Source organism: Nonomuraea sp. NPDC059023, assembly GCF_042740095.1.
GTDB lineage: Bacteria > Actinomycetota > Actinomycetes > Streptosporangiales > Streptosporangiaceae > Nonomuraea.
Window position 1 is genome coordinate 459,287 of record NZ_JBHYIO010000003.1, and the last position, 23,507, is coordinate 482,793.

Consider the following 23,507-nt stretch of genomic DNA (forward strand, 5'->3'; position numbering starts at 1 on the left):
CTCCGATCGTCGCGGGCTCAGCGTTCGGGGAACAGTGAAGAATTCACGATCCGCAGCAGCGTGTCCGCGACGCCGTCCGGGTCGACGACCTGGTGAAGGTGGGCGCCGGGGACACGGGTGACCGGCCAGCCGCGACCCGCCGCCCGCTCGGCCACCTTGTCGTACGGCGGGCCGTACCAGAGATAGCCGCACGGAACCGCGTCCCACCCGGCCGGGACCGGCACGAGCTGGGTGTAGTAGGCCAGCGGCAGCCGAGGCTGCTCATCGGCCACACGCCGCCTGACCTCGGGGTCGGGCAGCATCGGGGCGACGTCCTCCTCGCTCCACCAGTCGGTCCAGCGGGGCAGCAGCCCGTCCGGTCCGGCCAGGTCGCGCAGGAACGGCAGGAACGCCTCCTCCGCCGTCTTCACCAGCCCGTCACGTGGGGGCAGATGCGCGTCCGCGAACACGCAGGCCACCACCCGCTCCCCCAGCCCCTCCTTCACGACCGGCAGGAACAGCCCCGCGTTGCTGTGCCCGGCCAGCACCAACGGCCCTTCCTCCGGTACGGCGGAGCGCACCGCCTCGACCACCCTCGGCCAGTGCGGCGGGCCGCCCTCGGTCACCGCGGTCAGATCCGGCACCACGGCCCGCCGCCCCCGCCGGCCGAGCGCCTCCGCCACGGGCCGCCACGTCGAAGGACCTACCGAGGGGCTGTGCACGAGCACGAAGATCGCCTGCATGCTCGCCACCTTCCCACGCCCGCGGAGCCATCCGCCGCGATATCGCTCCCAGCGATGCCCGCCGGACATTCCAGGAGCGAACACCCCCGGGACGCCGCTCCCTCCCGGCTCGCCGCCCTCCCGGCTCGCCGCCCTCCCGGCCACGCCTCAGGAGCCGCCCATCCTGGGCAACGCCGCCCCCTGATCCACGGCCCCTTGCGCCCCTGCGGGCTCGCGCCCCTGGGTCGGGGCCGGGAGGACGAGAGCGTGGGAAGGGCCGGGAGCAGCACCCGGGAGCGGTGCCCGGGAGCGGTGCGTCGAGGAGTGTCCCGGAGGGGCGCCTCGGGAGAGGTGTCCCGGAGTTGCGCCCACGAGGAGGGGGCGGGAGCGGTGTCCCGGAGGGGCCTCCCGGAGCGGTGTTCCGGAGCAGCGTCCGGAGAGGTGTCCTGGAGCGGTCTTCCGGAGGGGTGTCCCCGGAGCGGTGTCCGTGCGGAAGGGGCTGGGAGGAAGGGGTTAGACGATCAGGGCGTGGGTGGTGGTGGGGTGGTGGGTGCCGTCGTAGGAGTGCCAGGCGGCGGCCAGCCCGGCCACGGCCCGGCTGAGCTCGCGGGGCGTGAACAGGAAGTGCAGCCGCGTGTAGGAGCCCTGCCCGCCCACCGGGTCGAAGGCGCGCCCGGGCGGGATGGCCACGCCGTGGCGCAGGGCGACCTGGGCGAAGGCGTCGGTGTCGCCGTGCGGCAGCCGTACCCAGATCGTCTGGCCGCCCAGGGCGGGCTCGAACGACCACGACGGCAGCCGCTCGCGCAGTTCGGCGCACAGGTGGTCGTGACGCTCACGCAGTACGGCGGTGCGGTCGCGGCGGATCTCGGGCAGGCGGCGCAGCAGCGCGACGGCGGCCAGTTGTGAGACGGCCTCGCCCGCCAGATCGTGGATGGCGCGCAGCCGGGCCAGGCGGGTGGCGAGCGGGGCGGCGGCGCGGATCCAGCCGATCCGCAGCCCGCCCCACACGACCTTGCTCAGCGAGGCGATCGTGATGATCTGCTCGCCGGAGGTGAACGAGGCCAGCGGCGGCGGCGTCTCGCCGGAGAAGCACAGCTCGGCGCAGACCTCGTCGTCGATGAGCGGCACGTCGTGCTCGGCGGCGAGCGTGGCCAGGCGGCGGCGGGAGGGCACGTCCATGACGGCGCCGGAGGGGTTGCTGGCGGTGGGGACCGTGTAGGCGAGGGCGGGGCGTGAGCGCAGCGCGCCGGCCACCCCGTGCTCGGCGCCGCGCACGACGGCGGCGGCGTGGCGGAAGACCTCCAGCGCGCCCGGGTAGGTGGGCGTCTCGGTCAGGACGGTGTCGCCGGGCTGCACGAGCAGGCCGGTGAGCAGCGAGAGCGCCTGCTGGGCGCCGGTGGTGACGACGATCTCGTCCGCGGTGGTGGGCAGGCCGCGTCCGCGGTAGTAGGCGGCGACGGCCTCGCGCAGCGCGGGCTGGCCCGCGGGGTAGTAGCCGAGGTCGTGGGGGCGGGCGGCGAGCCGTTCCGCGGCCTCGGCGTAGGCCTCCACCATGAACGGCGGCGGCACGTCCGGGGCGGCGCAGGTCAGGAGCTGGACCCCGTCGGGCGGGTGGAGCATGTGCTGGATCAGCGGGTTGGCGGGGACGCCGTCGACCACGCGGGTCGCGGACAACTGGGCGGCGGCGACGCGGGTGCCGCTGCCCTGGCGGCGTACGACACGGCCTTCCTGCTGGAGCAGGTCGTAGGTGGCCACGACGGTGCCGCGCCCGACGGCCAGCAGCTTGGCCAGCACGCGGTCGGGCGGGAGCAGGTGGCCGGGCGGCAGGACGCCGTCGTCGATGAGCGCGCGCAGCCGGGCCGTGAGCAGGAGGTACAGCGGCCCCCGGCCGGTCGCCCACCGGCCGAGCAGGTCCACCAGATTGGCTCCATCCATGGACCAATTCTCCACCATTGGATCTGACATTGCAGGACATTTCTGGAGATGCTGTTGACATGGAACTTCGTCCCGAGACCCGTGCCGTCCACCTGCCCCAGCCGGAGATCACCGGCAGCCGGCCGATCACCGTGCCGATCTACCAGACGTCCGGATTCGTGTTCGACGATCCCGCGGTCTTCGCCGACGCCATGGGCCGCCCCGACGGTTCCTTCGTGTACGGCCGGCTCGCCAACCCCACGGTCCGCTCCCTGGAGAGCGCGGTCTCCGGCCTGGAAGGCGGCGTCGCTGCCCTGGCCACCGGCTCCGGCATGGGCGCCATCAACTGCGTGCTGCTCGGCCTGCTCGGCCCCGGCGACCACCTCGTCTCCCAGAAGGCCATCTACGGCGGCACCGCCGCCATGATCAACGAGCTGGTCCACCGCTTCGGCGTCACCGTCACCTACGTCCCGGAGGACGACCCGGAGGCCCTGCGCGCGGCCGTACGCCCGGAGACCAAGCTCGTCTACCTGGAGACGCTCGCCAACCCCGCCCTCCAGGTGGCCGACCTGCCCGGCATGTGCGCCGTGGCCCGCGAGCTCGGCGTCGTCTCGGTCGTGGACAACACCTTCGCCACGCCCCTGCTCTGCCGCCCGATCGAGCACGGCGCCGACATCGTGGTCCACTCCACCACCAAGTACCTGTCCGGCCACACCGACGTCGTCGGCGGCCTCGCGGTCTTCGCCGACGACGCCCTCTACCGCAAGGTGTGGCACTTCTCGGTGGAGCTGGGGGCCACGCCGGACCCGTTCGCCGCGTGGCTGACGCTGCGCGGGCTCCAGACTCTGCACCTGCGCATGGAGCGCCACTGCTCCAATGCTCGCTACCTGGTCTCCCGCCTGGCCGCCCACCCCGCCGTGTCCGCCGTCCACTGGCCCGGCCTGCCCTCGCACCCCTCCTACGAGCTGGCCGGCAAGCTGCTGCCCGACTTCGGCGGCGTCTTCTCCTTCGAGCTCGCCGGCGGGCGCGCGGCGGGAGAGAAGTTCATGAGCGCGGTACGGCTGGCCCTGCTCGCCCCCTCACTCGGCGGCGTCGAGACCCTGGTCATGCACCCGGCCACCACCTCCCACCGCTCGCTCAGCCCCGAGGAGCTGACCCGCCACGGCATCGGCGAGGGCACCGTCCGCGTGGCCGTCGGCATCGAGCACCCCGAGGACCTCTGGGCCGACCTCGAACAGGCACTGTCCTAAGGTCGGATGGAACGACGATTCCGTAGCGAGGGGGACGACGATGACGGTGACGCACGCCGACGTGCAGGCGGCCGGGGAACGCGTCGCGGGCCATGTCCTGCGCACGCCCGTCCTGGAGATCTCCCCGGGGCTGATCTTCAAGCTGGAGCAGGTGCAGCGGTCCGGTTCGTTCAAGGTGCGCGGGGCGTTCAACCGCATCCTGTCGGCGGGAACCCTGCCGCCGGCGGGCGTCATCGCGGCCAGCGGCGGCAACCACGGCCTGGCCGTCGCCTACGCCGCCCGCGCGCTCGGCGTCCGCGCCGAGATCTTCGTGCCCACGGTGGCCAGCCCGGTGAAGGTCGCCGGGCTGCGCGCCCTGGGCGCCGAGATCACCCAGACCGGAGCCATCTACTCCGCGGCCGCGGAAGCCGCGGCGAAGCGGGCCGCGGAGACCGGCGCGCTGCCCGTGCACGCCTACGACCAGCCCGAGGTGATCGCCGGTCAGGGCACGCTGGCACTAGAACTGATGGAGCAGGCGCCCGGCGTCGACACCGTCCTGGTCGCGGTGGGCGGCGGCGGCCTGGCGTCCGGCCTCTCACTCGGCCTGCGCGAAGGCGTGAAGCTGGTGGCGGTGGAGCCCGAGCTGATCCCCGCCCTGCACAGGGCGCTGCGGGCGGGCCACCCCGTCCCGGTCGAGGTCAGCGGCGTGGGCGCGGACGCGCTCGGCGCCACCCAGGTGGGCGACCTGGCCTTCGGCATCCTGTCGGCGGCGGGCGGCGGGCTGCCGGGAGCGGGCGTGGAGAGCGTCCTGGTCTCGGACGAGGCCATCATCGACGCCCGCCGCCGCCTGTGGTCGGAGCACCGGCTGGCCGTCGAGCACGCCGGCGCCGCCGCCTACGCGGCCCTGCTCAGCGGCGCGTACCGGCCCGCGGACGGGGAACGCGTGGCCGTGGTGCTCTGTGGCTCCAACACCGACCCGGCCACGCTGACCGGCTGACAACACCTGACGAAAGACCTCCACAGTTCATCACGTGTCACAAGGCGCGGGAAGGCGTCGCGCTGAAGGGGGTGTGGGGCGCGGGAAGGGGTCGCGCTGGGGGGTGTGGGGCGCGACCCCTTGGTTCGCGGGCTTCAGCGGTTGCCGAAGGCGGGCGGGCTTCAGCAGTTGCCGAAGGCGGGCAGGCCGTACATCCTCAGGGCCAGCCACTCGATCGCGAGGGGACCGCCCTCGACGGCGCCCAGCACGTGGTTGCCGCCGGGGATCGACAGCCAGCGCGCGTTCACGCCGGCCCGGCAGTACTCCGAGCGCAGGGTGGAGCCGACGGCGTGCGGGATGATCTCGTCGCCGCGGGCGTGGTAGAGGAAGACGGGCACCCGCGGGGGCCTGGCGCCCAGGCGGTTCTCGGCCAGGCGGGCCAGCCACTTGGGCTGGTTCATGAGGTCGATGGGCGACAGGTCGGAGAAGCGCAGGCCGGCGAGCTTGCCGAGGTCGCCCACGCAGTCGTCGGCGGCGTCGGTCATCAGGGCCTTGCCGCGGTCGTTGAGGTCGTTGAACAGGTCGAGTTCGTCGTAGGCGGCGTCGAAGCCGACGCCGGCCGCGGCGGCGAGGCCGAAGTTGGCGCCGCCGTCGAGGCTCTGCGCGACGGCCTTCAGGTCGGCGGGTACGCCACCGGCGGCGACGCCCTTGAGCCGGAGGTCGGGTGCGTAGGAGGGCTGGAGCTGGCCGGCCCACCCGGCGGAGGCGCCGCCCTGCGAGTAGCCCATGATGCCGACGGGCGCACTGGCCGACAGGCCGGAGCCGGGCAGCCGGATCGCGGCGCGTACGGAGTCGAGGACGGCCTGTCCTTGTGAGATCCCGGCCATGTACGTGTGCTGGCCGGGCGTGCCGAGCCCCTCGTAGTCGGTGACGGCCACCGCGAAGCCCTTGAGCAGGAACAGGCTGACCAGGGCGAGTTCGGCTTCCCTGCCCTCGCGCATGGCGAGGGACGGGGCGCACTGGTCGCCGAGGCCGTGGGTGCCGACGGCGTAGCCGATGACGGGGCGGCGGCCGAACGGGTAGGAGGCCTTGGGCACGAGCACGGTCGCGGAGACGGCATTGGGCGCGCCGGTCGCGGAGGTGGAGCGGTAGAGCACATTCCAGGCGTTCACCGGGACTTCCAGGAGTTTGCCCGGCAGCAGGTACACCGTGGTCGGCCGGGCGGAGATCACGTCTCCGGCCGAGGCCGCCTGAGCGGGTACCGGGAGCAGGATGAGCGAGATGACCAGGGATAAGATCACGGACAGTCTCATGGCGCCGTCCTCCCGCGCGAAGACCACGCTGGCAGCGTGGAAACCACGCTGATCGTTACCCGGCGGTAACCTTCTGTCAAGGCCCGAAATAACGCCGGTCAGGACATCCGTCCGGCAGTATGGTCGGATGGACTCAGGGTCTGTGGCCTTCCTCCGCGAGCTCCTCGCCGACACGGGCTGGATCGAGCGCACCCGCGAACTCGGCATGGCCCTGCGGGCCACCCGATCCCCCGGCGGCCTGCTGCTGGTCGGCACCCCCGGCGACGAGCCGTGGCACCTGACCGCCCACCTGGGCGACGAGGCGCGCCTGTCCGGCCTGCCGCAGCTCGCGCCCACGCTGGTGCGCTGGCAACCACCCGCCGACGCCCCGTCCCACCTGCGGATCGGGCTGGAGCGCATCGAGGCGGCACGGCGCGGCGAGACGTTGTTCGTGGTCGCGGAGCAGCAGGCGCCGGTGCCACTTCTCGAGCGGGTGGACGACGCCCGCCGGATCGGCGCGACGATCATCGCGCTGGAGAGCGGCGACCCGGAGCTGACCGGCCTCGCGCACGAGGCGCTGGCGATCCCGCAGCACGGGCTGATCACCTTCGACGGCGCGCAGCACCTGGTCAGCACCGCCGCGGGCGAGATCCCGCAGCGGCCGAGCCTACGTGACCGGCTCGCCAGGCTCCTCGACCGCGTGAGCGGACCGCAGGTGACCGACTAGCTCCCGCGTCGCGTCCTCGATCGCGCCGATCACGACCGCCTGCACGGGGTCGGGCTCCCCCGACCGGGTACGGCTGACGCGCGTCACGGCGTCCAGCCGCCGGGCCCCGACGTCCTTGATGTAGCTGACCCGCACCTCGCCCTCCGGCACGTCGAGCAGGGCCAGTTCGGGCACGATGGCGACCCCGTGCCCGGCCACGACCAGCGACAGCGTCGGGCCGAACTCGGTGATGACGTGCACCTTGCGCGGCTCGAACCCGTGGATCGCGGCCAGCCGGTCAAGCGCCTGCCCGCAGGCCTGCGAGGGCTCGCCGGCCACCCAGGGCATCGCGGTGAGCTCGCCGATCGTGCGCGGCGCCTCGGGCCAGCCGGGCGGGGCGACGATGCGGTACTCGTCGACGTAGAGGGTCCGCGTGGACAGCGACGGCTGCGACAGCGCGGGCAGGCTCATGTCCTGCTCGGTGATCAGCACGTCGACCTGGCCGAGCCTGAGCTCCTGGAGGGCGGGCGGGCCGTACACCTCGTGGATGATCGGAATGATCTTCGGATGGTGTACGGCGAGCCGCTGGATCGCCGGGACCAGGATGTGCGTGATCACGGTCGGGAAGGCGGCGATCCGCACCGGCCCGGCCAGCCGCTCGGTGAAGCGGGTGAGCTCGCGCCGGGCCTCGGCGAGCTCGTCCTCGACGCGCTCGGCGTACCCGGCCAGCACGCGGCCGGCGGGCGTGAGCGACACGCGGCGCTGGGAACGGTCGATGAGCGCCAGGCCGACCTCGCGCTCCAGGTGGGCGAGCTGCTGGGAGACGGCTGAGGGGGTGAGGAAGAGCGCCTCGGCCGCACGCATGACGCCACCGCGGCGGGCCACCTCGTGCAGGACACGCAGGCGCCGAGGATCGATGTCCATGCAGGTCAGCTTACGCGCAGATTTAGATCTCGTTACTTGTGCTTTAGCTGGGGAAATCCGGAGAATGTGCGCCATGGAGCTACTCCTCGACGCCCTCGGCTGGCTGGGCGCGGCCACCCTGCTGTACGGCTACGCCATGGTCTCCTCGGGGAAGATGTCCGGGGACGGCCTGCCGTACCAGGTGATCAATCTGTTCGGATCGGTCAGCCTGATGATCAACAGCGGGTACAAGGCGGCGTGGCCGTCGGCGGCCCTGAACCTCATCTGGGCCGGGATCGGTATCGTCGCCCTCGTCAAGCTCTACCGTCTGGGAGTCGCCCGATGATCGTCGAACTGAGCCACCGCATCGTCGAAGGCATGACCACCTACCCGGGCGTGCCGGGGCCCGTGCTCGGCCTCCACCTGAGCAGGGAGGACTCCCGGGAGGTCTACGCGCCGGGCACGGAGTTCGAGATCGGCGTGATCACGCTGGCCGCCAACACCGGCACCTACCTGGACACCCCGCACCACCGCTACGCCGGCGGCGCGGACCTGGCGCGGGTCCCGATCGAGAAGCTCGCCGACCTGCCCGGACTGGTGGTCCCCGCCGAGGGCCGCCGCGCGATCGGCCTCGACGCCTTCGACGGCCTGTTCGTCCGCGGCCGCGCCGTCCTCGTACGGACCGGCTGGGACGCGCACTTCGGCACCGACGCGTACACCAGCGGCCACCCGTTCCTGACCTCCGAGGCCGCCGAATGGCTCGCCGAGCAGGGCGCCGCGCTGGTCGGCATCGACTCGCTCAACATCGACGACACCCCGCCACGCGGCGAACGCCCCGCGCACACCGTCCTGCTCGCCGCGGGCATCCCCATCGTCGAGCACCTCACCGGCCTGTCCGCGCTGCCGGCCGGCGGCTTCCGCTTCCACGCCGCGCCGCCCATGGTGGCGGGCATGGGCACCTTCCCGGTGCGCGCCTACGCCGTCATCCCGTAAGACGGCGTCTCAGTCGTCCTCGTCCTGGTCGGCCTCGTCCCACGCCTTGTTCCTGGCGGCGGCGCGTTCCAGCGCGCCCGCGGCCTCCTCCTGGGTGGCGTAGGGACCCATCCGGTCCTTGTTGGGGCATCCCTGGTCGGGCTCCACCCTCATGTGCTTGAGGCAGAACCACCACTGGCCTTCGCTCACGTGAGCAATGATGCCCCTTTGATCCCTTCCCAAGCATGAACATCACAGGCCGAGTCCGGCCAGTTCCCCCCGCGAAGCCACGCCCAGCTTGGGGAAGGCGTTGTACAGGTGATAGCCGACCGTGCGCGGGCTCAGGAACAGCCGAGCCCCGATCTCCCGGTTGCTGAGCCCCTGGGCGGCCAGCCGTACCGCCTGGAGCTCCTGGGCGGTGAGCCGTTCGGCGAGGTCGGGCGCGTGCGTGCGCACCGCGCGGCTCTCCCCCGTCGCGCGCAGCTCGCGCCGCGCCCGCTCCGCCCACGGCGGCGCGCCCAGGCGTTCGAAGGTCTCGGCGGCGGTCCGCAGCCACGTGCGGGCCTCGCTCATCCTGCGCTCGCGCCGCAGCCGCTCGCCGTACAGGAGCCCGGCGCGCGCCCGATCGAGCGGAAAGGCCTCATGGTGTACGGCCCGCGCGTAGTCGTCCAGATCGTCGGTGAGCAGCGCCCGGTTGCGCAGGGACACGCCCCGGGCCCAGGCCTGGCCGCTCTCGTGGGCCCACCGCTCGTAGGTCGCGGCGGGATCGGCGGCGTCGGCGGGGCGGCCGAGCCGTACCGCGGCCTCGACCATGATGGGCAGTGCGGACAACATCCCCATCGGCCGCGAGCCCGCGAGGACGGCGGCCAGCCGGTCGAAGGCCGGCTCGTAGCGGCCGAGCCCGAGGTCGAGCAGGCTGAGCGCGGCGGCGGCGTGCACCGAACCGGGGGCGAGCCCGCGCTCCAGCGCCTCGGCCGACAGCTCGCGGCAGCGTTCCTCGTCGCCCTCGATGGCGGCAAGTTCGGCGAGGACGGCCCGCAGCTCCAGCGCGGGCCGGGTCTGCCCGGTGTCGGCGGCGATGCGCAGCCCGTCCTCGGCGGTGAGCCGGGCGTCGCGGTGCGCGCCGGTGAACAGCTGGCAGCGGGCCAGGATGACCTGGACGGCGGGCAGCGTGCCGAGCGCGCCGTGCTCGCGGGCGTCGCGTTCGAGCCAGGAGACCTCACCGTAGGCGCCGGCGATGTCACCGGTGATCAGGCGCATCCGGGCGAACAGCAGCCGGTCGCGCACGTCGGCGTCCTCGCCCGGCGGGTCGGCGAGCAGGTCGCGCAGGGCGGCCAGGCCGTCGGCCACCTCGCCGCGCTCGACGCGGTTGGCGGCCAGGGCGGCGGTGGCCAGCGTGGCGACCGGGGCGCCGCCCTTCAGCGTGCGCGCGAAGCCGCCCATCATCTCGACGCACTCGAAGTCGTTGTTGCGCCAGGCCGCCGCGACCGCGTCGCGCAGCAGGACGACGGAGTCTTCCGGGGCCGCCGGATCGGTCTCGTGGAGCAGGATGCGGTAGGCGTCCTGGGCGTCGTCGCGGGACTCGGCGAGCACGGCGCGCAGCTTGGCGGCGTGCACCCGCTCCTCCATCCCGGTCAGCCGCAGCAGCTCGCCGGCCTTCTCGAACTGCCCGGCGTCGGTGGCCGCGCGGGCGGCGGCGATGTGGCGGCGGGCGCGTACGGCCGGGTCCGGGGTGAGCTCGGCGGCCCGTGTGTAGGCGGCGGCGACGGCCGCGTAGCCGCCCCGGTCTCTGGCCCGCTCGGCGGTGGCGGCCAGCGCGGCGGCGACGTCCTCGTCGGGTTCCTGGGTGGCGGCGGCCAGATGCCAGACGCCGCGGTCGCCGTCGAGGACGTCGGCCAGCGCCCGGTGCGCGGTCATCCGCTGGGCCAGCGGCGCGCGCTGGTAGACGGCGCTCCTGATCAGCGGGTGGCCGAAGGCCAGGCGGGCGCCGGAGGAGGTGAGCAGTTCGGCGCGTTCGGCCGGTTCGAGGTCGGCGGGCCCGGCGCCGAGCAGCCCCGCGGCGGCGAGCACGGCGGCCGCCTCGCCGGTGTCGTCGGCGGCGGCCACCAGCATCAGCGTGCGGGTGGCCGCGGGGAGGGCGGCGACCCGCTCGGCGAACCCCTGCTGGATCCGGCTCTGCACCGGCACGATCCCCATGGAGTAGGGCCCGGACTGCCGCCGCGCGGCCGACAGCTCCAGCAGGGCCAGCGGGTTGCCCGCCGACTCGGCCAGCACCTCCTCGCGCTCGCGGGCCGACAGCTCGCCCGCGCGCTCGGTCAGCAGGGCCTGGGCGCTCTCGTCGGCCAGGCCGCCCAGGCGCAGTTCGTCCAGGCCCGCCGCCTGGAAGCCGGGGGCGTGCGGCTCGCGTACCGTCAGGAGCATCACCACCCCCTCGGCCTCCAGCCGCCGCGCGGCGAACAGCAACGCCGCGGCGGAGGCGTGGTCGAGCCATTGGGCGTCGTCGACGAGGCAGACCAGCGGCCCCGCCTCGGCCAGCAGCGTCAGCACGGCCAGCCCCACCAGGAACGGCTCGCCCTCCCCCGCAGGTCCGGTGCCGAGCGCGGCGGCCAGCGCCCTGGCCTGCCCGTCCGGCAGCCGGTCCAGCCGCTCGGCGGTACGGCCCAGCAGCAGGCTGAGACCGGCGTAGGGCAGTTCGTGCTCCGACTCGATCCCGGCGCCCCGCAGCACCGGCAGCTCCCCGGCGCGCGCGGCGGCGGCCTCCAGGAGCGCCGTCTTGCCGATGCCCGCTTCACCCCTGATGACCAGCGCCGCGCTGGTGCCCTCCCGGGCTCCGGACAGCAGCCGCTCGATCATGGCCGTCTCGTCCGTCCGCCCGTGCAGCATGCCTCAGAGGCTACCCGCGAAGTCCCGGGCGTGATCGGCGGCCCACTCCCGGTAGGTGCGCGCGGGCCTGCCGGTCAGTTTCTCGACGGTGTCGGTGACCTGCTCGGGCGGGAAGTCCTGGAGCGCGTCGGCGACGTCGCCGTAGAGTGCGGCGATCTCCTCGCGGGTCATGTTCTCGAAGCGCAGCGGGCGCCGCAGCACCTCGCCGAGCACGCGCGCCCGCTGCCCGGCGTCGAGCGGCTCCGGGCCGGTCAGCACGTAGGTCTGCCCGGCGTGGCCCGGTTCGAGCAGTACCCGGACCCCGGCGGCGGCCAGGTCGGCCTCGTGGATCAGCGTCCGCTTCCAGCCGCCGAAGGGGCCGCGGGCCACCTCGCCCCGCGCCAGGCTGGGGGCCCAGCGCAGGTCGTTGGTGGCCAGACCGGTGATGCGGAGAAGCGTCCAGTCCGCCCCCGACTCCCTGACCAGGCGTTCCATCTCCCCGTGCGCGCTGTTGATCGGGTCGGCCGCGCCGGCCATGGCCGAGGAGAAGTAGACGACGTGCCGGCCCGGCCGGGCGATCTTCGCGACCGCCTCGGCCATGGCGGGGTCGCCGAGGACGGGCCAGACGAGGAAGACCTTGTCCACTCCGTCCAGCGCGGCGTCCAGGGTCGCGGGGTCGGTCAGGTCGCCGTAGACCTCCCCCGGGCGCTTCGGGTCGCGGGTCAGCGCCCGCGCCTCGGCGCCCCGCTCACGCAGCTGGGCGACCACCTGGCCGCCGACGCTTCCGGTTCCTCCGGTCACCAGGATCATGACGCTTGCCCGATCAGCTCGTAGAGGGTCTCGACGGACTGGGCGCCGGACAGCGTGCGCGATCCGGCCTCGAACACCGGCACCCCGGTGACGGTGACCTCGGCGAGCCTGGCCCGCAGCTCGTCCTCGCCGCCGTCGTGCCAGGTCACGCCGGTCTCGGCGGCCAGTTCCCTGAGCGTCGCGAGGTCGGAGAGGTCCAGGCCGTCGGTGAAGTAGGCGCGGAACAACCGCTCGGTCATCTCCTCGCCGAGCCCCTGGGCGGAGGCGAGGGCGATCAGCCGGTGCGCCTGGAAGGTGTTGGCGAACCGGGCGCGGTCGAAGCGGTAGTCGAGGCCCTCCGCCGCGCCCAGGCGGGTCATCCGCTCGGTCGACCTGGCCGCCTCAGGGCCGAAGGCCCGCTCGTGCACCAGGGTCAGCGGCTCGACCTCCCGCACATCGGGAGCCAGCTGGTACGGACGGAAGGCGACCTCCACCCGGGCGCCCTCGGCCCTGCGCCGCTCCAGCGCCATCCGCAGCCGGTTGAAGCCCAGGTAGGACCAGGAGCAGGCCAGGTCCAGCGTCATCGTGACCGTGGGCGGGGCGAAGTCGGCGCGGTGGTCGGCCACCCACTCCCGGTAGGTGCGCGCCGGCCGCCCGGTGACCTCCTCGACCGCGGTGGTCACGGGCTCGGGCCGCGCGGTGAGCTTCCGCATGTCCTCGAAGGTGTCGTCGATGGCCTCCGGCGGCAGCCACGTCTCGAAGTAGGCCCTGGCCTCCTCCCGCGGCATCTCCTCGAAGCGCAGCGGCCGCCCGATGACCTCGCCGATGATCTCCACCCGTTCCCGCTGCGTCTGCGCCTGCGGCCCGGTCACGTCGTACGCGGCCCCGACGTGGTCGTCGTCCAGCAGCGCCCGCACTCCCACCGCGGCCAGGTCCGCCTCGTGCACCAGCGACCTGGCCCACCCGCCGAACGGCTCCCGCACCACCCCGCCGGCCCGGATGCCCGCCGCCCAGCCCAGGTCGTTGCCGGCGAAGCCGCCGCCCCGCACGAACGTCCACTCGACGCCCGACTCCCTGATCAGGCCCTCGATCATCCGGTGGGAGGAGTTCACCGGATCGGCCTCCTCCTCCGCTCCCGCCGAGGACAGGTAGACCACCCGGCGCACCCGCTCCGTGATCTTCTTCAGCACCTCTGCGGCCCGCTCGTCGGCCGACAGCGTCGGCCACACGAGGAACACCTTGTCCACGCCGTCGAGCGCGGCGTCCAGCGTGGCGGGGTCGGCGAGGTCGCCGTACACCTCACCGGGCCGCTTCGGATCGCGGGTCAGCGCCCGCGCCTCGACACCCTGCTCACGCAACTGGGCGACCACCTGGCCGCCGACTTTTCCGGTAGCTCCGGTAACAAGAATCATGTCTGCGACCGTACGAGCCGGGGGCCTGACGCAACATCTGTCAACCGACTGGGGCTCGGTAGACTCATGTCCCATGACGACACTGCTCCAGCCCGGACGGATCTCGCCGATGCGTAAGGTCCCCGCCCACATCGAGCGGCCGGAGTACGTCGGCAAGAAACGCCCCAAGACCGGCGAGTCCGATGTGAAGACGCCGGAGGTCATCGCGCGCATGAGGGTCGCCGGCAAGCTGGCCGCCCAGGCGCTCGACGAGGTCGGCAAGCACGTACGGCCGGGCGTCACGACCGACGAGCTCGACCGGGTCGGCCACGAGTTCCTGCTCGACCACGGCGCCTACCCGAGCACGCTCGGCTACAAGGGCTACCCCAAGTCGCTGTGCACCTCGATCAACGAGGTCATCTGCCACGGCATCCCCGACGACACCGTGCTGCGCGACGGCGACATCGTCAACGTCGACATCACCGCGTTCATCGGCGGCGTCCACGGCGACACCGACGCCACCTACCTGGTCGGCGAGGTCGACGAGGAGTCCAGGCTGCTGGTCGAGCGCACCCGCGAGGCCATGATGCGCGCCATCAAGGCGGTCGCCCCCGGCCGCCAGCTCAACGTCGTCGGCCGCGTCATCGAGTCCTACGCCAAGCGCTTCGGCTACGGCGTCGTCCGCGACTTCACCGGACACGGCATCGGCACGAGCTTCCACTCCGGCCTGATGGTCCCCCACTACGAGGACCCCTCGCTGCGCGTGGAGCTGCGAGCCGGCATGACGTTCACGATCGAGCCGATGCTCACGCTCGGCACCATCGACTACGACATCTGGGCCGACGGCTGGACCGCGGTGACCAAGGACGGCAAGCGCACCGCGCAGTTCGAGCACACGATCCTGGTGACCGACGGCGGCAGCGAGATCCTCACCCTCGCCTAGGCACCACTCCGGTCACCGTCGTGCCCTCGCCGCGGACGCTGCTGACCGACAGGCTGCCGCCGATCTCGGCGAAGTGGGCCCGCATCCGCGTGATGCCCCGCCCCACGTTGGCCGCGTGGAATCCGTCTCCGTCGTCGCTGACCGTCATCCGCAGGCCGCTCTTGCCCGCTGTCACGGCGACGGAGACCACCCGTGCTCCGCTGTGCCGCTCGACGTTGGCAAGCGCTTCCTGAACGACCGCGAGCACCGCCCGCGCGATGGGCTGCGGGACCTCGACCGTGGGCAACGCCCAGGTCTCCACCGTGATCCCGGTGCGTTCGCCCCAGTCGCCGAGACAGCCTTCCAGCTCCTCGGCCAGGCTCCGCCCCCCGCGCATGCGCGTCTCTTCCGCCAAGTGATCTCGCCCTTCCAACAAGCGGGCAACGCACCGGACCTGACTCCGGCACCCCGAGGCCACAGCGTGCGGCCATGAGAACTGCCCGGCTCCCCCACGTGAAAGCCTACTAGGGCATCCGGCGCCGTGGGGGGTGACAAGGTTCTGTGACGCGGGAGTTAGTCGCCCTTGTCCGCCTTGTTGAGCCGCGCGAGGTAGTCGTTGTAGTCGTTGAGCGCCGTGTCACCCGCCGGGTTGCGGTCCGCGCGCCGGTCCTCCCGCCGCGCCGTGCGATCCTCGTCGCGATACCACTGGACGGCGATCGCCAGCAGAACGATCAGGGTCGGGATCTCGCCGAACCCCCACGCGATGGCGCCGCCGTTGTTCTGGTCGGCCAGCAGCGGCCCGCCCCACGTGCGCCCGAGCTGCTCGTACCAGTCGGCGGCCAGCACCGTGCCCATCATCATCAGCGCGATGCCGAAGAACGCGTGGAACGGCATGGTCACGAACAGCAACAGCAGCCGCCCCACGTACGGCAGCTTGTGCGGCGACGGGTCCACGCCGATGATCACCCAGAAGAACAGGCTGCCGCTCAGCAGGAAGTGCAGCGTCATCGCGATGTGGCCCAGGTGCTCCTCCATCGCGCCGGCGAACAGCGGGGTGAAGTAGAGCGCGTAGGTGGAGGCGATGAAGATCGCGGTGGCGATCGCCGGGTGCGCGATGACCTTCACCGCCCTGCTGTGCAGGATCGTCGTCAGCCACTCGCGCGGGCCCCGGTCGCCGCGGCGGGCGGCGGGCTTGAGCGCGCGCAGCGCCAGCGTCACCGGGGCGCCCAGCACCAGGAAGATCGGGACGATCATGGACAGCGTCATGTGCTCGACCATGTGCACGCTGAACATGACCTTGGCGTAGCGGGCCACGCCGCTCTGGGTGGCGATCACCAGGATGGCCACGCCGATGAACCAGGACGCCGTGCGGCCCCAGGGCCACTTGTCGCCGCGCTTCAGCAGGCGGTAGACGGCGGCGCCGTACAGGATGGCGAGGGCGGCGGCGATGGCGGCGAAGAACAGATCGAACCACCACATCGACGCCAGCGTCTGCAGCGTCATCGGCGGCGGCATCGCGAAGCCCAGCAGCTCGAACGCGCGGTCGGCGGGCAGGCTCACCACCGGCGGCGGGGTGCGCGAGAGCGCCACGGCGAGACCGACGGTGGCGAACATCAGCAGCGCCTCGCCGGCCGCCAGCCGGGTGAACGCCCTCGGCTGACCGGCTTCGAGGCTGACCAGGGTGCGCTGGCGGTGATACCAGCCGATGTAGCCGAGCAGCACGAAGCCCACGGTCTTGGCCACGATCAGCACGCCGTAGCTGGAGGTCCACAGGTCGGAGACGGCGGTCAGCCGCGCGACGACGCTGAGCAGCCCCGACAGGCCGACGACCACGTAGAACCAGAGCGCGGCGCGGGAGAAGCGGGCCGCCGTCTGCTCCAGTTGCGGCGCCTTGCGCACCGCGTGGACCACGAGCACGACCAGCCCGCCGACCCACAGCGCGAGGCCGGTCAGGTGCAGCGACAGCCCGGCCGTGGCCAGGTCGTGGTTGGGCGAGGAGGAGGCGTGCCCCGTCAGCGCCGGGGGAAGCAGCGCGACCAGACCGAGCACGAGCAGCCCCGCTGCCGCCCCGGCCGTGATGGCGCCCCGCGAGAACAGCGCGATGGCCACCCCGAACAGGATCACCAGCGTCAGCGCGATGCCGTTGCCGACCTGGGTGGCGTAGCTCGGGATGTAGTTCTTGAGAACGACGTTCGCCACCGAGTCGGTGTAGAGGTCGGACAGCTGGAAGAGCATCAGCAGGAACGCGAAGCCCGACCACGACAGCGCCGTCCACGAGGCGGCCTTGACGTAGCCGAGCGCGCTCTTGCCGAGCATCCCCTTGTCGCTGGGCAGCAGCAGCGCCGCCACGAGCAGCAACCCGACGGTCGCCACGGCCGCCGCGTCCATGCCGAGCTTCGACAGCGGCAGCCCCCAGCGCGTCAGCGCCCCCGCCACCGGAATGCCGGGAATGACCCGGGGGAAGGCCGCGCCACCGGCGATCAGCGCGATGACCAGCCCGGCGACGGCTGCGGCCACGGTCCCGAGCGCCACCCGGGCGGTTTTGCTCACGGCTTCTTTCTCCGCATGCTCAGCAGGAACCCGATGCCGACGCCCGCCAGGGCGCCGACCACGATGATCAACCAGATCGGAAACCCGGCCGGCTGGTCCTGCTCGGCGCTGGCCGGAGTCTGGTCCGGCGTCTGCACCTGCTCGGACGGCGACTGCGCCGGCGCCGCGGCGCTCGTGCTCTGCGACGGCGTGGCCGAGGTCTCGGGCTTGGGCGCGCCCTTCACCGTGAACGGGATCTCACCCTCGATCGGGTGCCCGTCGGAGGAGACCACCCGGTAGGCGATCGTGTACTTCCCGTCCCGCAGCGCGCCCTTGAGCGCCTGCGTCACCACCTTGCCGTCGAGCGCCGGCTTGCCCTCGTGGAACTCGCCGCCGTCACCCCTCACGATGACGAACGGCATGCGCACCTTGGCGGTGAACTCCAGCTTCACCTGGTCCACGGACTTGACCGTGCTGCCCTTGGCCGGGTCGCTGGTCCGCAGCGCGTCGTGCGCCAGGGCGGGGGAAGCGGTGCCGAGGAGGATCAGGGCGGCGAGAAGCGCGGCGAGCGCCGCGAGCGGGGATCTGTTCATGGCACCCCCAAGGCTACCCACGACGCCGCCCGGTCCCGCCGCCGCGCCGGGCTACAACCCGGCCGACGCCAGCGCCCGCTGGTACGCCCCGACTGCCCCCTCCGTGTCACCGAGCTGCTCCAGCCCTTCCGCGGCGGCGAACCAGATGCCGGCCGTGACCCGGGAGTCGGGCAGCGGGCTCAGCCAGGCCCGGACGGCGTCGACCTCGGCGGAGGCCTCGCTCGTGCGGTCGAGGGCGGTGTAGGCGCGGCTGAGCAGCAGGTGCGCCTCCGCCTCCGCCCGTCGCGCGGTCGTCGGGAACAGGTCGCGCCCCTCGGCCGCGTGCTGGGCGGCGGCCTCCGGCAGGCCCGCGATGATCTCGGCACGGGCGAGCTCCATCAGGGCGTGCCCGCGGTCGAAGGTGCCGGCCGAGGTCTCGGCGTGCTCCTGGATCGAGCGCTGCACCAGCGCGCGGACCTCCGCGACCGCCTGCGGCCGGACCTTGAGCGTCAGCGACGCCAGGGCCAGGCGCATGCGGGCGAGGTTACGCGGCTGGCCGTACTCGGACTGCATGCCGAGCGCGCGCTCGGCCAGCGACAGCGCCTCCTCGCCGTGGCCCAGGCTCTCGGCGACCACGGCGCCGTTCCAGCAGGCGGCGACCGTGGCGCGGGGAGTCCCCAGCGCGTCGGCGGCGTTCAGCAGCTCGGCCGCGTACTGGCGGGCGCGCAGGAGGTCGCCGCGGTAGAGGTAGACGGCCAGCAGGTTCGCGCCGAGCTCGACCAGGGTGTCCGACCAGACCGGGCGGTTGACCCCGCCCAGGATGGCCTCGCCCACCTCGACGGCCTCGGTCAGGCGGTCGCTGGAGCGGTACACGCGCACCAGCGCGCTGGCCACCTCGATCTGCCGCTCGGCGGCGAGCTCCTCCTGGGCCAGCCGGCGCAGGAGCGTGATCGCCCCGTCGAGGTCACCGCACGCCTCCGTAGCGTGTGCGAGCCCGAATTGCACGTCTTGACGCAGGGACGTGAGCCCTGTCAGGTTGTTGTCCGCCATCAGCTCGGCGAAGCGGTTCCTGGCCTCGGAGACCTCACCGTTCTCCAGCGCCAGTCTCGCGTAGCCGAGCGCCAGCTCGATGTCCTCCATCTGCTCGGCGGTCACGCCGTTGAGGAGATAGGACAGCGAGCAGTCCAGCTTCTGGGCGAGAAGCTCGAGAACAGCCGGAGTGGGAGTACGCTTGCCGCTCTCGATCAGGGAGACGTAACTGTCCGACAACTCGGGGTGCGCTAGCTGGGCCTGTGAGAGGCCACGCTGTCGTCGCACGGTCTTAATTCGCAGACCGACCAGGTCAGATGTGGTCACTGCTGCCGCTCCCTGAAATGATATGTCCGAGCATCACACACAGGCGAGGGAGAACCCCCCATGCGCACGCGTCTTGCCATGTCCGCAGTAGCTGCCGTGATCGCAACCATTGTGGTTGTTGCAGGCAATGCTACGGCCGCAACTGCGGGAACGCCATCGACGGCGGTCATATCTTCTGCGTTCGACACTCCTACTTGCTGCTAGACCGACAGGCACCACTCCGCGTCTACCGCACCGCACGCGGTACCTCGCGAGTGGGGGCGCACGCTTCACTCCCCGGAGCGTGCGCCCCCACTCGCACGCGGATGGAACCACCGTAGGCCGCCGGTCTATATTTTCCCTACATTTCGGGCGCTCACGGCTCGGGATGCCCTGGGGTCAAGGAGCGCGCAGGGCCAGATAGAAGTCGACGCGGTCCGGCATCGTGGTCAGGTCGCGGCCAGTCAGGTCCTCGATGCGCTTGATGCGGTAACGGACCGTGTTCACGTGCACGTGCAGATGCTCGGCGCACAGCTGCCACGATCCCGCCGTGTCGAGGAAGATCCCCAGGGTGCGGATCAGGTCGGACTGGTGCCGGCGGTCGTAGTCGCGCAACGGCCCCAGCAGGCTCGCGGCGAACGAGCGGCTGATGTCGGCCGGCACGGTGGCCAGCAGCAGTCCGTGCGTGTAGATCTCGGCGCTGGTGACCACGCCGCCGCCGCGGGTCTCGGCCAGCCGGCGGGCGTGGCCGGACTCCGTCACCCCGCCGCGCAGCCCCGCCGCCCCGGACAAGGCGCTGCTGAGCCCGGCGCACACGCCGGTGCCCGGCAGCGACGACAGCACGTCCATGCCCGCGCGCAGCCGGTCGGCCAGGTCGCTGACGGACCTCCCGCGCAGGGGCACGACGGCGATCGCGCCGTCCGCGCCTGCCGCCGCCACGACCTCGCGCCCCAGCAGCTCCTCGATCACCTGGCCGCCGAGCGTCACGGGGCCGGGGTCGCGTCCCTGCCCGCCGGTCGCGGTGGCGTTCACGATGGTGTACGGCTCCGCAGCGTCGATCCCGCAGGTACGCAGCCCGGCGTTGAGCTCGGCGGCGTCGCTCTCGGCCAGGGCGGCGGCGATCAGCTGCCCGGCCAGCCGGCGCTCAACCTGGCGGCCCGCGTCCATGCGGATCCGTTCCAGCGCGACGCAGGCGGCCAGTTCGTAGCCGAGGTCGGCCCGGTCGAGCAGGTCGCCGTCGCAGGCGAGGGCCCATCCGGCGGCGCGATGGCCGCGGCCGACGGCGAAGACGGTGTGCCCGCCGGTCACGAACGGCAACCGGGACGCGGCCAGGTAGGCGCGCGCCAGCCGTACCGGATCGTCGAGGGTGCCGGCGATCAGCTCGCCGGAGGCGGAGACGACCGCGCCCGTGACGCCGAGTTCCGCGGCCGTGAGGGCGACGAGCTCGGGCAGGTCGGCGCCCTCGGCGACGGCCGCGACGATGCGGCGATGGCGGCCGAGCTCCTCGCGCACGTCACCCGACAGGCGCGGCACGACGATCTCGCTGAGCGTACGGAAGGAGACTTCGGTGGGAACCTCGATGAGCGGAAGTCCGGCGGCGGTGCAGGCGGCGACGAGGTCGTCGGGGACATGGCCGAGCCAGGCCTGCCCGGCGCCGAGCGCGGCCACGCCCGCCTCGCGCAGCGCGGCGACGAAGCGCGGCGAGTCGCCGGGGCCCTGGCGCCACAGCATGCCGGTGAGGACCAACTCGCCGCCGGACAGGTAACGGCCGGGCTCGGGCAGGTCGGTGATGTGCACGGTGCCGAACTCGGCGGACGGGTCGCCCGTGAGCAGGTTCAGGCGCAGCTCCGAGATCTCCAGCAAATCACTGATGCGCACTTGGAGGAATATACAAGTGTGCCCGCCAACCGCTGACCGTGATTTCACCTGTCGCGCATAGGACGCCCGCGCCGGCCGGTGCTGTACTCGGAAGATGACGGAGACGGTCGGCACGGCGCGGCAGGGCGTCGGTGAGAGCGCGCAGCGGCCCGACGCGACGCTGAAGGTGACGGGCGAGTTCGCGTACGCGTCCGATCTGTGGCTGGACGGCATGGTCTGGGGCGTGACGCTGCGCAGCCCGCACGCCTCGGCCTGGATCAGGTCGATCGACGTGGGCCCGGCGCTGCGGATGGCGGGCGTGCACGCGGTGCTGACGCACGAGGACGTGCCGGGCGAGAAGTTCTACGGCCTGGAGCACCACGACCAGCCGGTGCTGGCCATCGACCAGGTGCGCTACCAGGGCGAACCGGTGGCACTGGTGGCGGCCGACCATCCGGAGACGGCCCGGCGCGCGGCGGCGGCGATCTCCGTCGAGTACGAGCCGCGCCCCGCGGTCACCGACCCGAGGGCGGCGGCCGGCGATCCGAGCCAGCCGCACGTGCAGCCGGGCGGCAACATCCTGCGCAGGCAGCCCGTCACGGTCGGGGACACGTTCGAGGCCGACGTGGTGGTGAGCGGCGAGTACGAGGTCGGCATGCAGGACCAGGCCTTCCTCGGCCCGGAGTCCGGGCTGGCGGTGCCCGACGGCGAGGGCGGCGTGGACCTCTACATCGCCACCCAGTGGCTGCACGTCGACCGCGACCAGCTCGCCCCCTGCCTGGGTCTGCCGCCGGAGCGGGTACGGCTCACGCTGTCGGGCGTCGGCGGCGCGTTCGGCGCCAGGGAGGACCTGTCGATGCAGGTCCACGCCTGCATGCTCGCGCTGCACCTGAACCGGCCGGTCAAGATGTCCTATGGGCGCGAGGAGTCGTTCTTCGGCCACGTGCACCGCCACCCGGCGTGGATGCGCTACGAGCACGGCGCCACCCGCGACGGCAGGCTCGTCTACGTCAAGGCCGAGATCCTCCTGGACGGCGGCGCCTACTGCTCCTCCTCTCCCGCCGTCGTCGGCAACGCGGCCTCGCTGGGCGTCGGCCCGTACGAGGTGCCGAACGTGCGGGTGGTCGCCACCGGCGTCTACACCAACAACCCGCCCTGCGGGGCGATGCGCGGCTTCGGCGCCGTGCAGGCGTGCTACGCCTACGAGTCGCAGATGGACAAACTCGCCGCCGCCTGCGGCCTGTCGCCGGTCGAGATCCGCGTCCGCAACGCCGTCTCGCAGGGCTCGCGGCTCATCACCGGCCAGCTCATCGACGCGCCCGCCCCGCTGGCGGACATGCTGCGCACGCTGGAGTCGATGCCGCTGCCCGCCGCCGCGGACGACCGCGCCGACCTGCGCGACCTGCCGGGCGGCGTCTCACAGACCACCCACGGCGAGTCGGTACGGCGGGGCGTCGGCTACGGCGTAGGCATCAAGAACATCTGCTTCTCCGAAGGCTTCGACGACTACTCCACGGCCAGGGTCCGCGCCGAACTGGTCAACGGCGAGCCGCACGTCACCGTGCACACCGCCGCCGCCGAGGTCGGTCAGGGGCTGGTGACCGTACAGGCGCAGATCGCCAGGACCGAGCTCGGCGTCGACGACGTCACCGTGGCCACGGCGGACACGGCGGTCGGCTCGGCGGGGTCGTCGTCGGCCTCCCGGCAGTCCTACGTGACCGGCGGCGCGGTGAAGGCGGCGTGCGAGGCGGTGCGGGCGCGGTTCCAGGGGCTGGAGGCGCGGGCGGCGCTGGAGAAGTTCGGGCCGATCGAGGAGACGCGGGAGTTCCGGCACCGGCCGACGTACCCGCTGCACCCGGTGACCGGGCAGGGCGACTCGCACACCCAGCTCGCCCTGTGCGTGCACCGGGCGGTCGTGGACGTGGACGTCGAGCTCGGGCTGGTCAAGGTGGTGGAGCTGGCGGCGGTGCAGGACGTCGGGCGCATACTCAACCCGCTCGCGCTGGAGGGGCAGATCCACGGCGGCACCGCGCAGGGGCTCGGGCTGGCGCTGATGGAGGAGATCCAGGTCAGGGACGGGCGCGTGGTGAACCCGTCGTTCACCGACTACCTGATCCCGACCATCCTCGACATGCCGCCGATGCGGCTGGAGATCCTGGAGAACGCCGACCCGGCCGCGCCGTACGGGCTGAGAGGGGCCGGTGAGCCGCCGACGCTGTCCTCGACGCCCGCGATCGCGGCGGCGGTGCGCGACGCGACCGGCCTGGCGCTTGCCCGGGTGCCGATCCGGCCCGAGGAGATAGCCCTCCTATAGGTTGTCCGGATGAGCAACATCGAGGCTGAGGCGAGAGAAGAATTCGCCAGATTCGACACCGACGGCGATGGCGTCATCACCGTCGAGGAGATCCGGAAGGTCAACGAGGCACTGGGGACGCACGGCCTCGACCGCACCGAGATCGAGCTGTTCATCAGGTCGGCGGACAAGAACGGGGACGGGCACATCGGACTGGAGGAGTTCGTCGCCATGGTCGGCGGCGGACGGCACGAGAAGGCATGA

The 23,507-nt window shown here is 72.7% G+C and carries 21 protein-coding genes; 8 read left to right on the forward strand and 13 right to left on the reverse strand.

Annotated features, from left to right (window positions below; all coding sequences use genetic code 11):
* Positions 1 to 17: 17 nt before the first annotated feature.
* Complete coding sequence (locus tag ACFWYW_RS08050; protein WP_379611485.1) at positions 18 to 722, reverse strand: alpha/beta hydrolase; 705 nt, start codon at positions 720 to 722, stop codon at positions 18 to 20.
* Between the two features lie 492 nt (positions 723 to 1,214).
* Positions 1,215 to 2,636: a PLP-dependent aminotransferase family protein gene (locus tag ACFWYW_RS08055; protein WP_379611484.1), complete on the reverse strand. Its 1,422-nt coding sequence runs from the start codon at positions 2,634 to 2,636 to the stop codon at positions 1,215 to 1,217.
* A 59-nt stretch (positions 2,637 to 2,695) separates the two neighbouring features.
* On the opposite strand from ACFWYW_RS08055, the gene ACFWYW_RS08060 reads away from it, so the two are divergent.
* Both ACFWYW_RS08060 and ACFWYW_RS08065 read left to right on the forward strand, forming a co-directional pair.
* Entirely contained in the window at positions 2,696 to 3,865 is a 1,170-nt protein-coding gene (locus tag ACFWYW_RS08060) for a trans-sulfuration enzyme family protein (RefSeq protein WP_379611483.1), read from the forward strand.
* A gap of 40 nt (positions 3,866 to 3,905) precedes the next feature.
* Positions 3,906 to 4,841: a threonine/serine dehydratase gene (locus ACFWYW_RS08065; RefSeq protein ID WP_379611482.1), complete on the forward strand. Its 936-nt coding sequence runs from the start codon at positions 3,906 to 3,908 to the stop codon at positions 4,839 to 4,841.
* A gap of 161 nt (positions 4,842 to 5,002) precedes the next feature.
* Here ACFWYW_RS08065 and ACFWYW_RS08070 read toward each other — a convergent pair whose 3' ends face one another.
* The gene (locus tag ACFWYW_RS08070) at positions 5,003 to 6,133 is read right to left on the reverse strand and encodes a lipase family protein (RefSeq protein WP_379611480.1); all 1,131 of its coding nucleotides are present in this window, start codon (positions 6,131 to 6,133) and stop codon (positions 5,003 to 5,005) included.
* Positions 6,134 to 6,260: 127 nt separating this feature from the next.
* Here ACFWYW_RS08070 and ACFWYW_RS08075 point away from each other — a divergent pair, with 127 nt between their 5' ends.
* Positions 6,261 to 6,839, forward strand: coding sequence for a hypothetical protein (locus ACFWYW_RS08075; RefSeq protein ID WP_379611479.1), 579 nt, complete (start codon positions 6,261 to 6,263; stop codon positions 6,837 to 6,839).
* Here ACFWYW_RS08075 and ACFWYW_RS08080 read toward each other — a convergent pair.
* Complete coding sequence (locus ACFWYW_RS08080; protein ID WP_379611478.1) at positions 6,780 to 7,742, reverse strand: LysR family transcriptional regulator; 963 nt, start codon at positions 7,740 to 7,742, stop codon at positions 6,780 to 6,782. The two genes, ACFWYW_RS08075 and ACFWYW_RS08080, sit on opposite strands and share 60 nt — an antisense overlap.
* 73 nt (positions 7,743 to 7,815) lie before the next feature.
* On the opposite strand from ACFWYW_RS08080, the gene ACFWYW_RS08085 reads away from it, so the two are divergent.
* Together ACFWYW_RS08085 and ACFWYW_RS08090 are read left to right on the forward strand one after the other, a co-directional pair.
* On the forward strand, positions 7,816 to 8,067 hold the full coding sequence (locus ACFWYW_RS08085; protein ID WP_184970658.1) for a hypothetical protein: 252 nt from the start codon (positions 7,816 to 7,818) through the stop codon (positions 8,065 to 8,067).
* Entirely contained in the window at positions 8,064 to 8,714 is a 651-nt protein-coding gene (locus ACFWYW_RS08090) for a cyclase family protein (protein ID WP_379611477.1), read from the forward strand. The genes ACFWYW_RS08085 and ACFWYW_RS08090 overlap by 4 nt, the downstream gene beginning before the upstream one ends.
* A 9-nt stretch (positions 8,715 to 8,723) precedes the next feature.
* On the opposite strand, the gene ACFWYW_RS08095 is transcribed toward ACFWYW_RS08090, so the two are convergent.
* Genes ACFWYW_RS08095 through ACFWYW_RS08110 form a run of 4 tightly spaced genes read right to left on the reverse strand, consistent with a single transcriptional unit; the run spans position 8,724 to position 13,756 of the window.
* Positions 8,724 to 8,903, reverse strand: coding sequence for a hypothetical protein (locus ACFWYW_RS08095; RefSeq protein ID WP_184970998.1), 180 nt, complete (start codon positions 8,901 to 8,903; stop codon positions 8,724 to 8,726).
* 42 nt (positions 8,904 to 8,945) lie between these two features.
* A complete protein-coding gene (locus tag ACFWYW_RS08100; RefSeq protein WP_379611476.1) occupies positions 8,946 to 11,576 on the reverse strand; it encodes an AAA family ATPase in 2,631 nt (876 codons plus the stop codon).
* 3 nt (positions 11,577 to 11,579) lie between these two features.
* Positions 11,580 to 12,365, reverse strand: a complete 786-nt coding sequence (locus ACFWYW_RS08105) for an NAD(P)H-binding protein (RefSeq protein WP_379611475.1) — start codon at positions 12,363 to 12,365, stop codon at positions 11,580 to 11,582.
* Positions 12,362 to 13,756 carry a DsbA family protein gene (locus tag ACFWYW_RS08110; protein WP_379611474.1) on the reverse strand — a complete coding sequence of 465 codons (1,395 nt, stop codon included), beginning with the start codon at positions 13,754 to 13,756 and terminating at the stop codon, positions 12,362 to 12,364. Before ACFWYW_RS08110 ends, ACFWYW_RS08105 begins: the two co-directional genes overlap by 4 nt.
* 73 nt (positions 13,757 to 13,829) lie before the next feature.
* On the opposite strand from ACFWYW_RS08110, the gene map reads away from it, so the two are divergent.
* Entirely contained in the window at positions 13,830 to 14,678 is an 849-nt protein-coding gene (gene map, locus ACFWYW_RS08115; RefSeq protein WP_379611473.1) for a type I methionyl aminopeptidase, read from the forward strand.
* Here the strand turns inward: map and ACFWYW_RS08120 are convergent.
* The 5 genes from ACFWYW_RS08120 to ACFWYW_RS08140 all read right to left on the reverse strand — a co-directional run bounded on the left by ACFWYW_RS08120 (position 14,665) and on the right by ACFWYW_RS08140 (position 20,971).
* Positions 14,665 to 15,054: a sensor histidine kinase gene (locus ACFWYW_RS08120; RefSeq protein WP_379611472.1), complete on the reverse strand. Its 390-nt coding sequence runs from the start codon at positions 15,052 to 15,054 to the stop codon at positions 14,665 to 14,667. The two genes, map and ACFWYW_RS08120, sit on opposite strands and share 14 nt — an antisense overlap.
* A 176-nt stretch (positions 15,055 to 15,230) precedes the next feature.
* Positions 15,231 to 17,207 carry a cytochrome c oxidase assembly protein gene (locus ACFWYW_RS08125; RefSeq protein WP_379611471.1) on the reverse strand — a complete coding sequence of 659 codons (1,977 nt, stop codon included), beginning with the start codon at positions 17,205 to 17,207 and terminating at the stop codon, positions 15,231 to 15,233.
* Positions 17,204 to 17,779, reverse strand: a complete 576-nt coding sequence (locus ACFWYW_RS08130) for a copper resistance protein CopC (protein WP_379611469.1) — start codon at positions 17,777 to 17,779, stop codon at positions 17,204 to 17,206. The genes ACFWYW_RS08125 and ACFWYW_RS08130 overlap by 4 nt, the downstream gene beginning before the upstream one ends.
* Positions 17,780 to 17,830: 51 nt before the next feature.
* A complete protein-coding gene (locus ACFWYW_RS08135) occupies positions 17,831 to 19,114 on the reverse strand; it encodes a helix-turn-helix domain-containing protein (protein WP_379611468.1) in 1,284 nt (427 codons plus the stop codon).
* Positions 19,115 to 19,492: 378 nt separating this feature from the next.
* The gene (locus ACFWYW_RS08140; RefSeq protein ID WP_379611467.1) at positions 19,493 to 20,971 is read right to left on the reverse strand and encodes a PucR family transcriptional regulator; all 1,479 of its coding nucleotides are present in this window, start codon (positions 20,969 to 20,971) and stop codon (positions 19,493 to 19,495) included.
* 94 nt (positions 20,972 to 21,065) lie between these two features.
* On the opposite strand from ACFWYW_RS08140, the gene ACFWYW_RS08145 reads away from it, so the two are divergent.
* Positions 21,066 to 23,264, forward strand: coding sequence for a xanthine dehydrogenase family protein molybdopterin-binding subunit (locus ACFWYW_RS08145; protein WP_379611466.1), 2,199 nt, complete (start codon positions 21,066 to 21,068; stop codon positions 23,262 to 23,264).
* 9 nt (positions 23,265 to 23,273) lie between these two features.
* On the forward strand, positions 23,274 to 23,507 hold the full coding sequence (locus ACFWYW_RS08150) for an EF-hand domain-containing protein (RefSeq protein WP_379611464.1): 234 nt from the start codon (positions 23,274 to 23,276) through the stop codon (positions 23,505 to 23,507).

What these genes read in the sequence shown, in the direction of transcription:
- ACFWYW_RS08050 (WP_379611485.1), bottom strand. Translation starts at nt 722, where the DNA reads ATGCAGGCGATCTTCGTGCTCGTGCACAGCCCCTCGGTAGGTCCTTCG.
- ACFWYW_RS08055 (WP_379611484.1), bottom strand. Translation starts at nt 2,636, where the DNA reads ATGGATGGAGCCAATCTGGTGGACCTGCTCGGCCGGTGGGCGACCGGC.
- ACFWYW_RS08060 (WP_379611483.1), top strand. Translation starts at nt 2,696, where the DNA reads ATGGAACTTCGTCCCGAGACCCGTGCCGTCCACCTGCCCCAGCCGGAG.
- ACFWYW_RS08065 (WP_379611482.1), top strand. Translation starts at nt 3,906, where the DNA reads ATGACGGTGACGCACGCCGACGTGCAGGCGGCCGGGGAACGCGTCGCG.
- ACFWYW_RS08070 (WP_379611480.1), bottom strand. Translation starts at nt 6,133, where the DNA reads ATGAGACTGTCCGTGATCTTATCCCTGGTCATCTCGCTCATCCTGCTC.
- ACFWYW_RS08075 (WP_379611479.1), top strand. Translation starts at nt 6,261, where the DNA reads ATGGACTCAGGGTCTGTGGCCTTCCTCCGCGAGCTCCTCGCCGACACG.
- ACFWYW_RS08080 (WP_379611478.1), bottom strand. Translation starts at nt 7,742, where the DNA reads ATGGACATCGATCCTCGGCGCCTGCGTGTCCTGCACGAGGTGGCCCGC.
- ACFWYW_RS08085 (WP_184970658.1), top strand. Translation starts at nt 7,816, where the DNA reads ATGGAGCTACTCCTCGACGCCCTCGGCTGGCTGGGCGCGGCCACCCTG.
- ACFWYW_RS08090 (WP_379611477.1), top strand. Translation starts at nt 8,064, where the DNA reads ATGATCGTCGAACTGAGCCACCGCATCGTCGAAGGCATGACCACCTAC.
- ACFWYW_RS08100 (WP_379611476.1), bottom strand. Translation starts at nt 11,576, where the DNA reads ATGCTGCACGGGCGGACGGACGAGACGGCCATGATCGAGCGGCTGCTG.
- ACFWYW_RS08105 (WP_379611475.1), bottom strand. Translation starts at nt 12,365, where the DNA reads ATGATCCTGGTGACCGGAGGAACCGGAAGCGTCGGCGGCCAGGTGGTC.
- ACFWYW_RS08110 (WP_379611474.1), bottom strand. Translation starts at nt 13,756, where the DNA reads ATGATTCTTGTTACCGGAGCTACCGGAAAAGTCGGCGGCCAGGTGGTC.
- map (WP_379611473.1), top strand. Translation starts at nt 13,830, where the DNA reads ATGACGACACTGCTCCAGCCCGGACGGATCTCGCCGATGCGTAAGGTC.
- ACFWYW_RS08120 (WP_379611472.1), bottom strand. Translation starts at nt 15,054, where the DNA reads ATGCGCGGGGGGCGGAGCCTGGCCGAGGAGCTGGAAGGCTGTCTCGGC.
- ACFWYW_RS08130 (WP_379611469.1), bottom strand. Translation starts at nt 17,779, where the DNA reads ATGAACAGATCCCCGCTCGCGGCGCTCGCCGCGCTTCTCGCCGCCCTG.
- ACFWYW_RS08145 (WP_379611466.1), top strand. Translation starts at nt 21,066, where the DNA reads ATGACGGAGACGGTCGGCACGGCGCGGCAGGGCGTCGGTGAGAGCGCG.
- ACFWYW_RS08150 (WP_379611464.1), top strand. Translation starts at nt 23,274, where the DNA reads ATGAGCAACATCGAGGCTGAGGCGAGAGAAGAATTCGCCAGATTCGAC.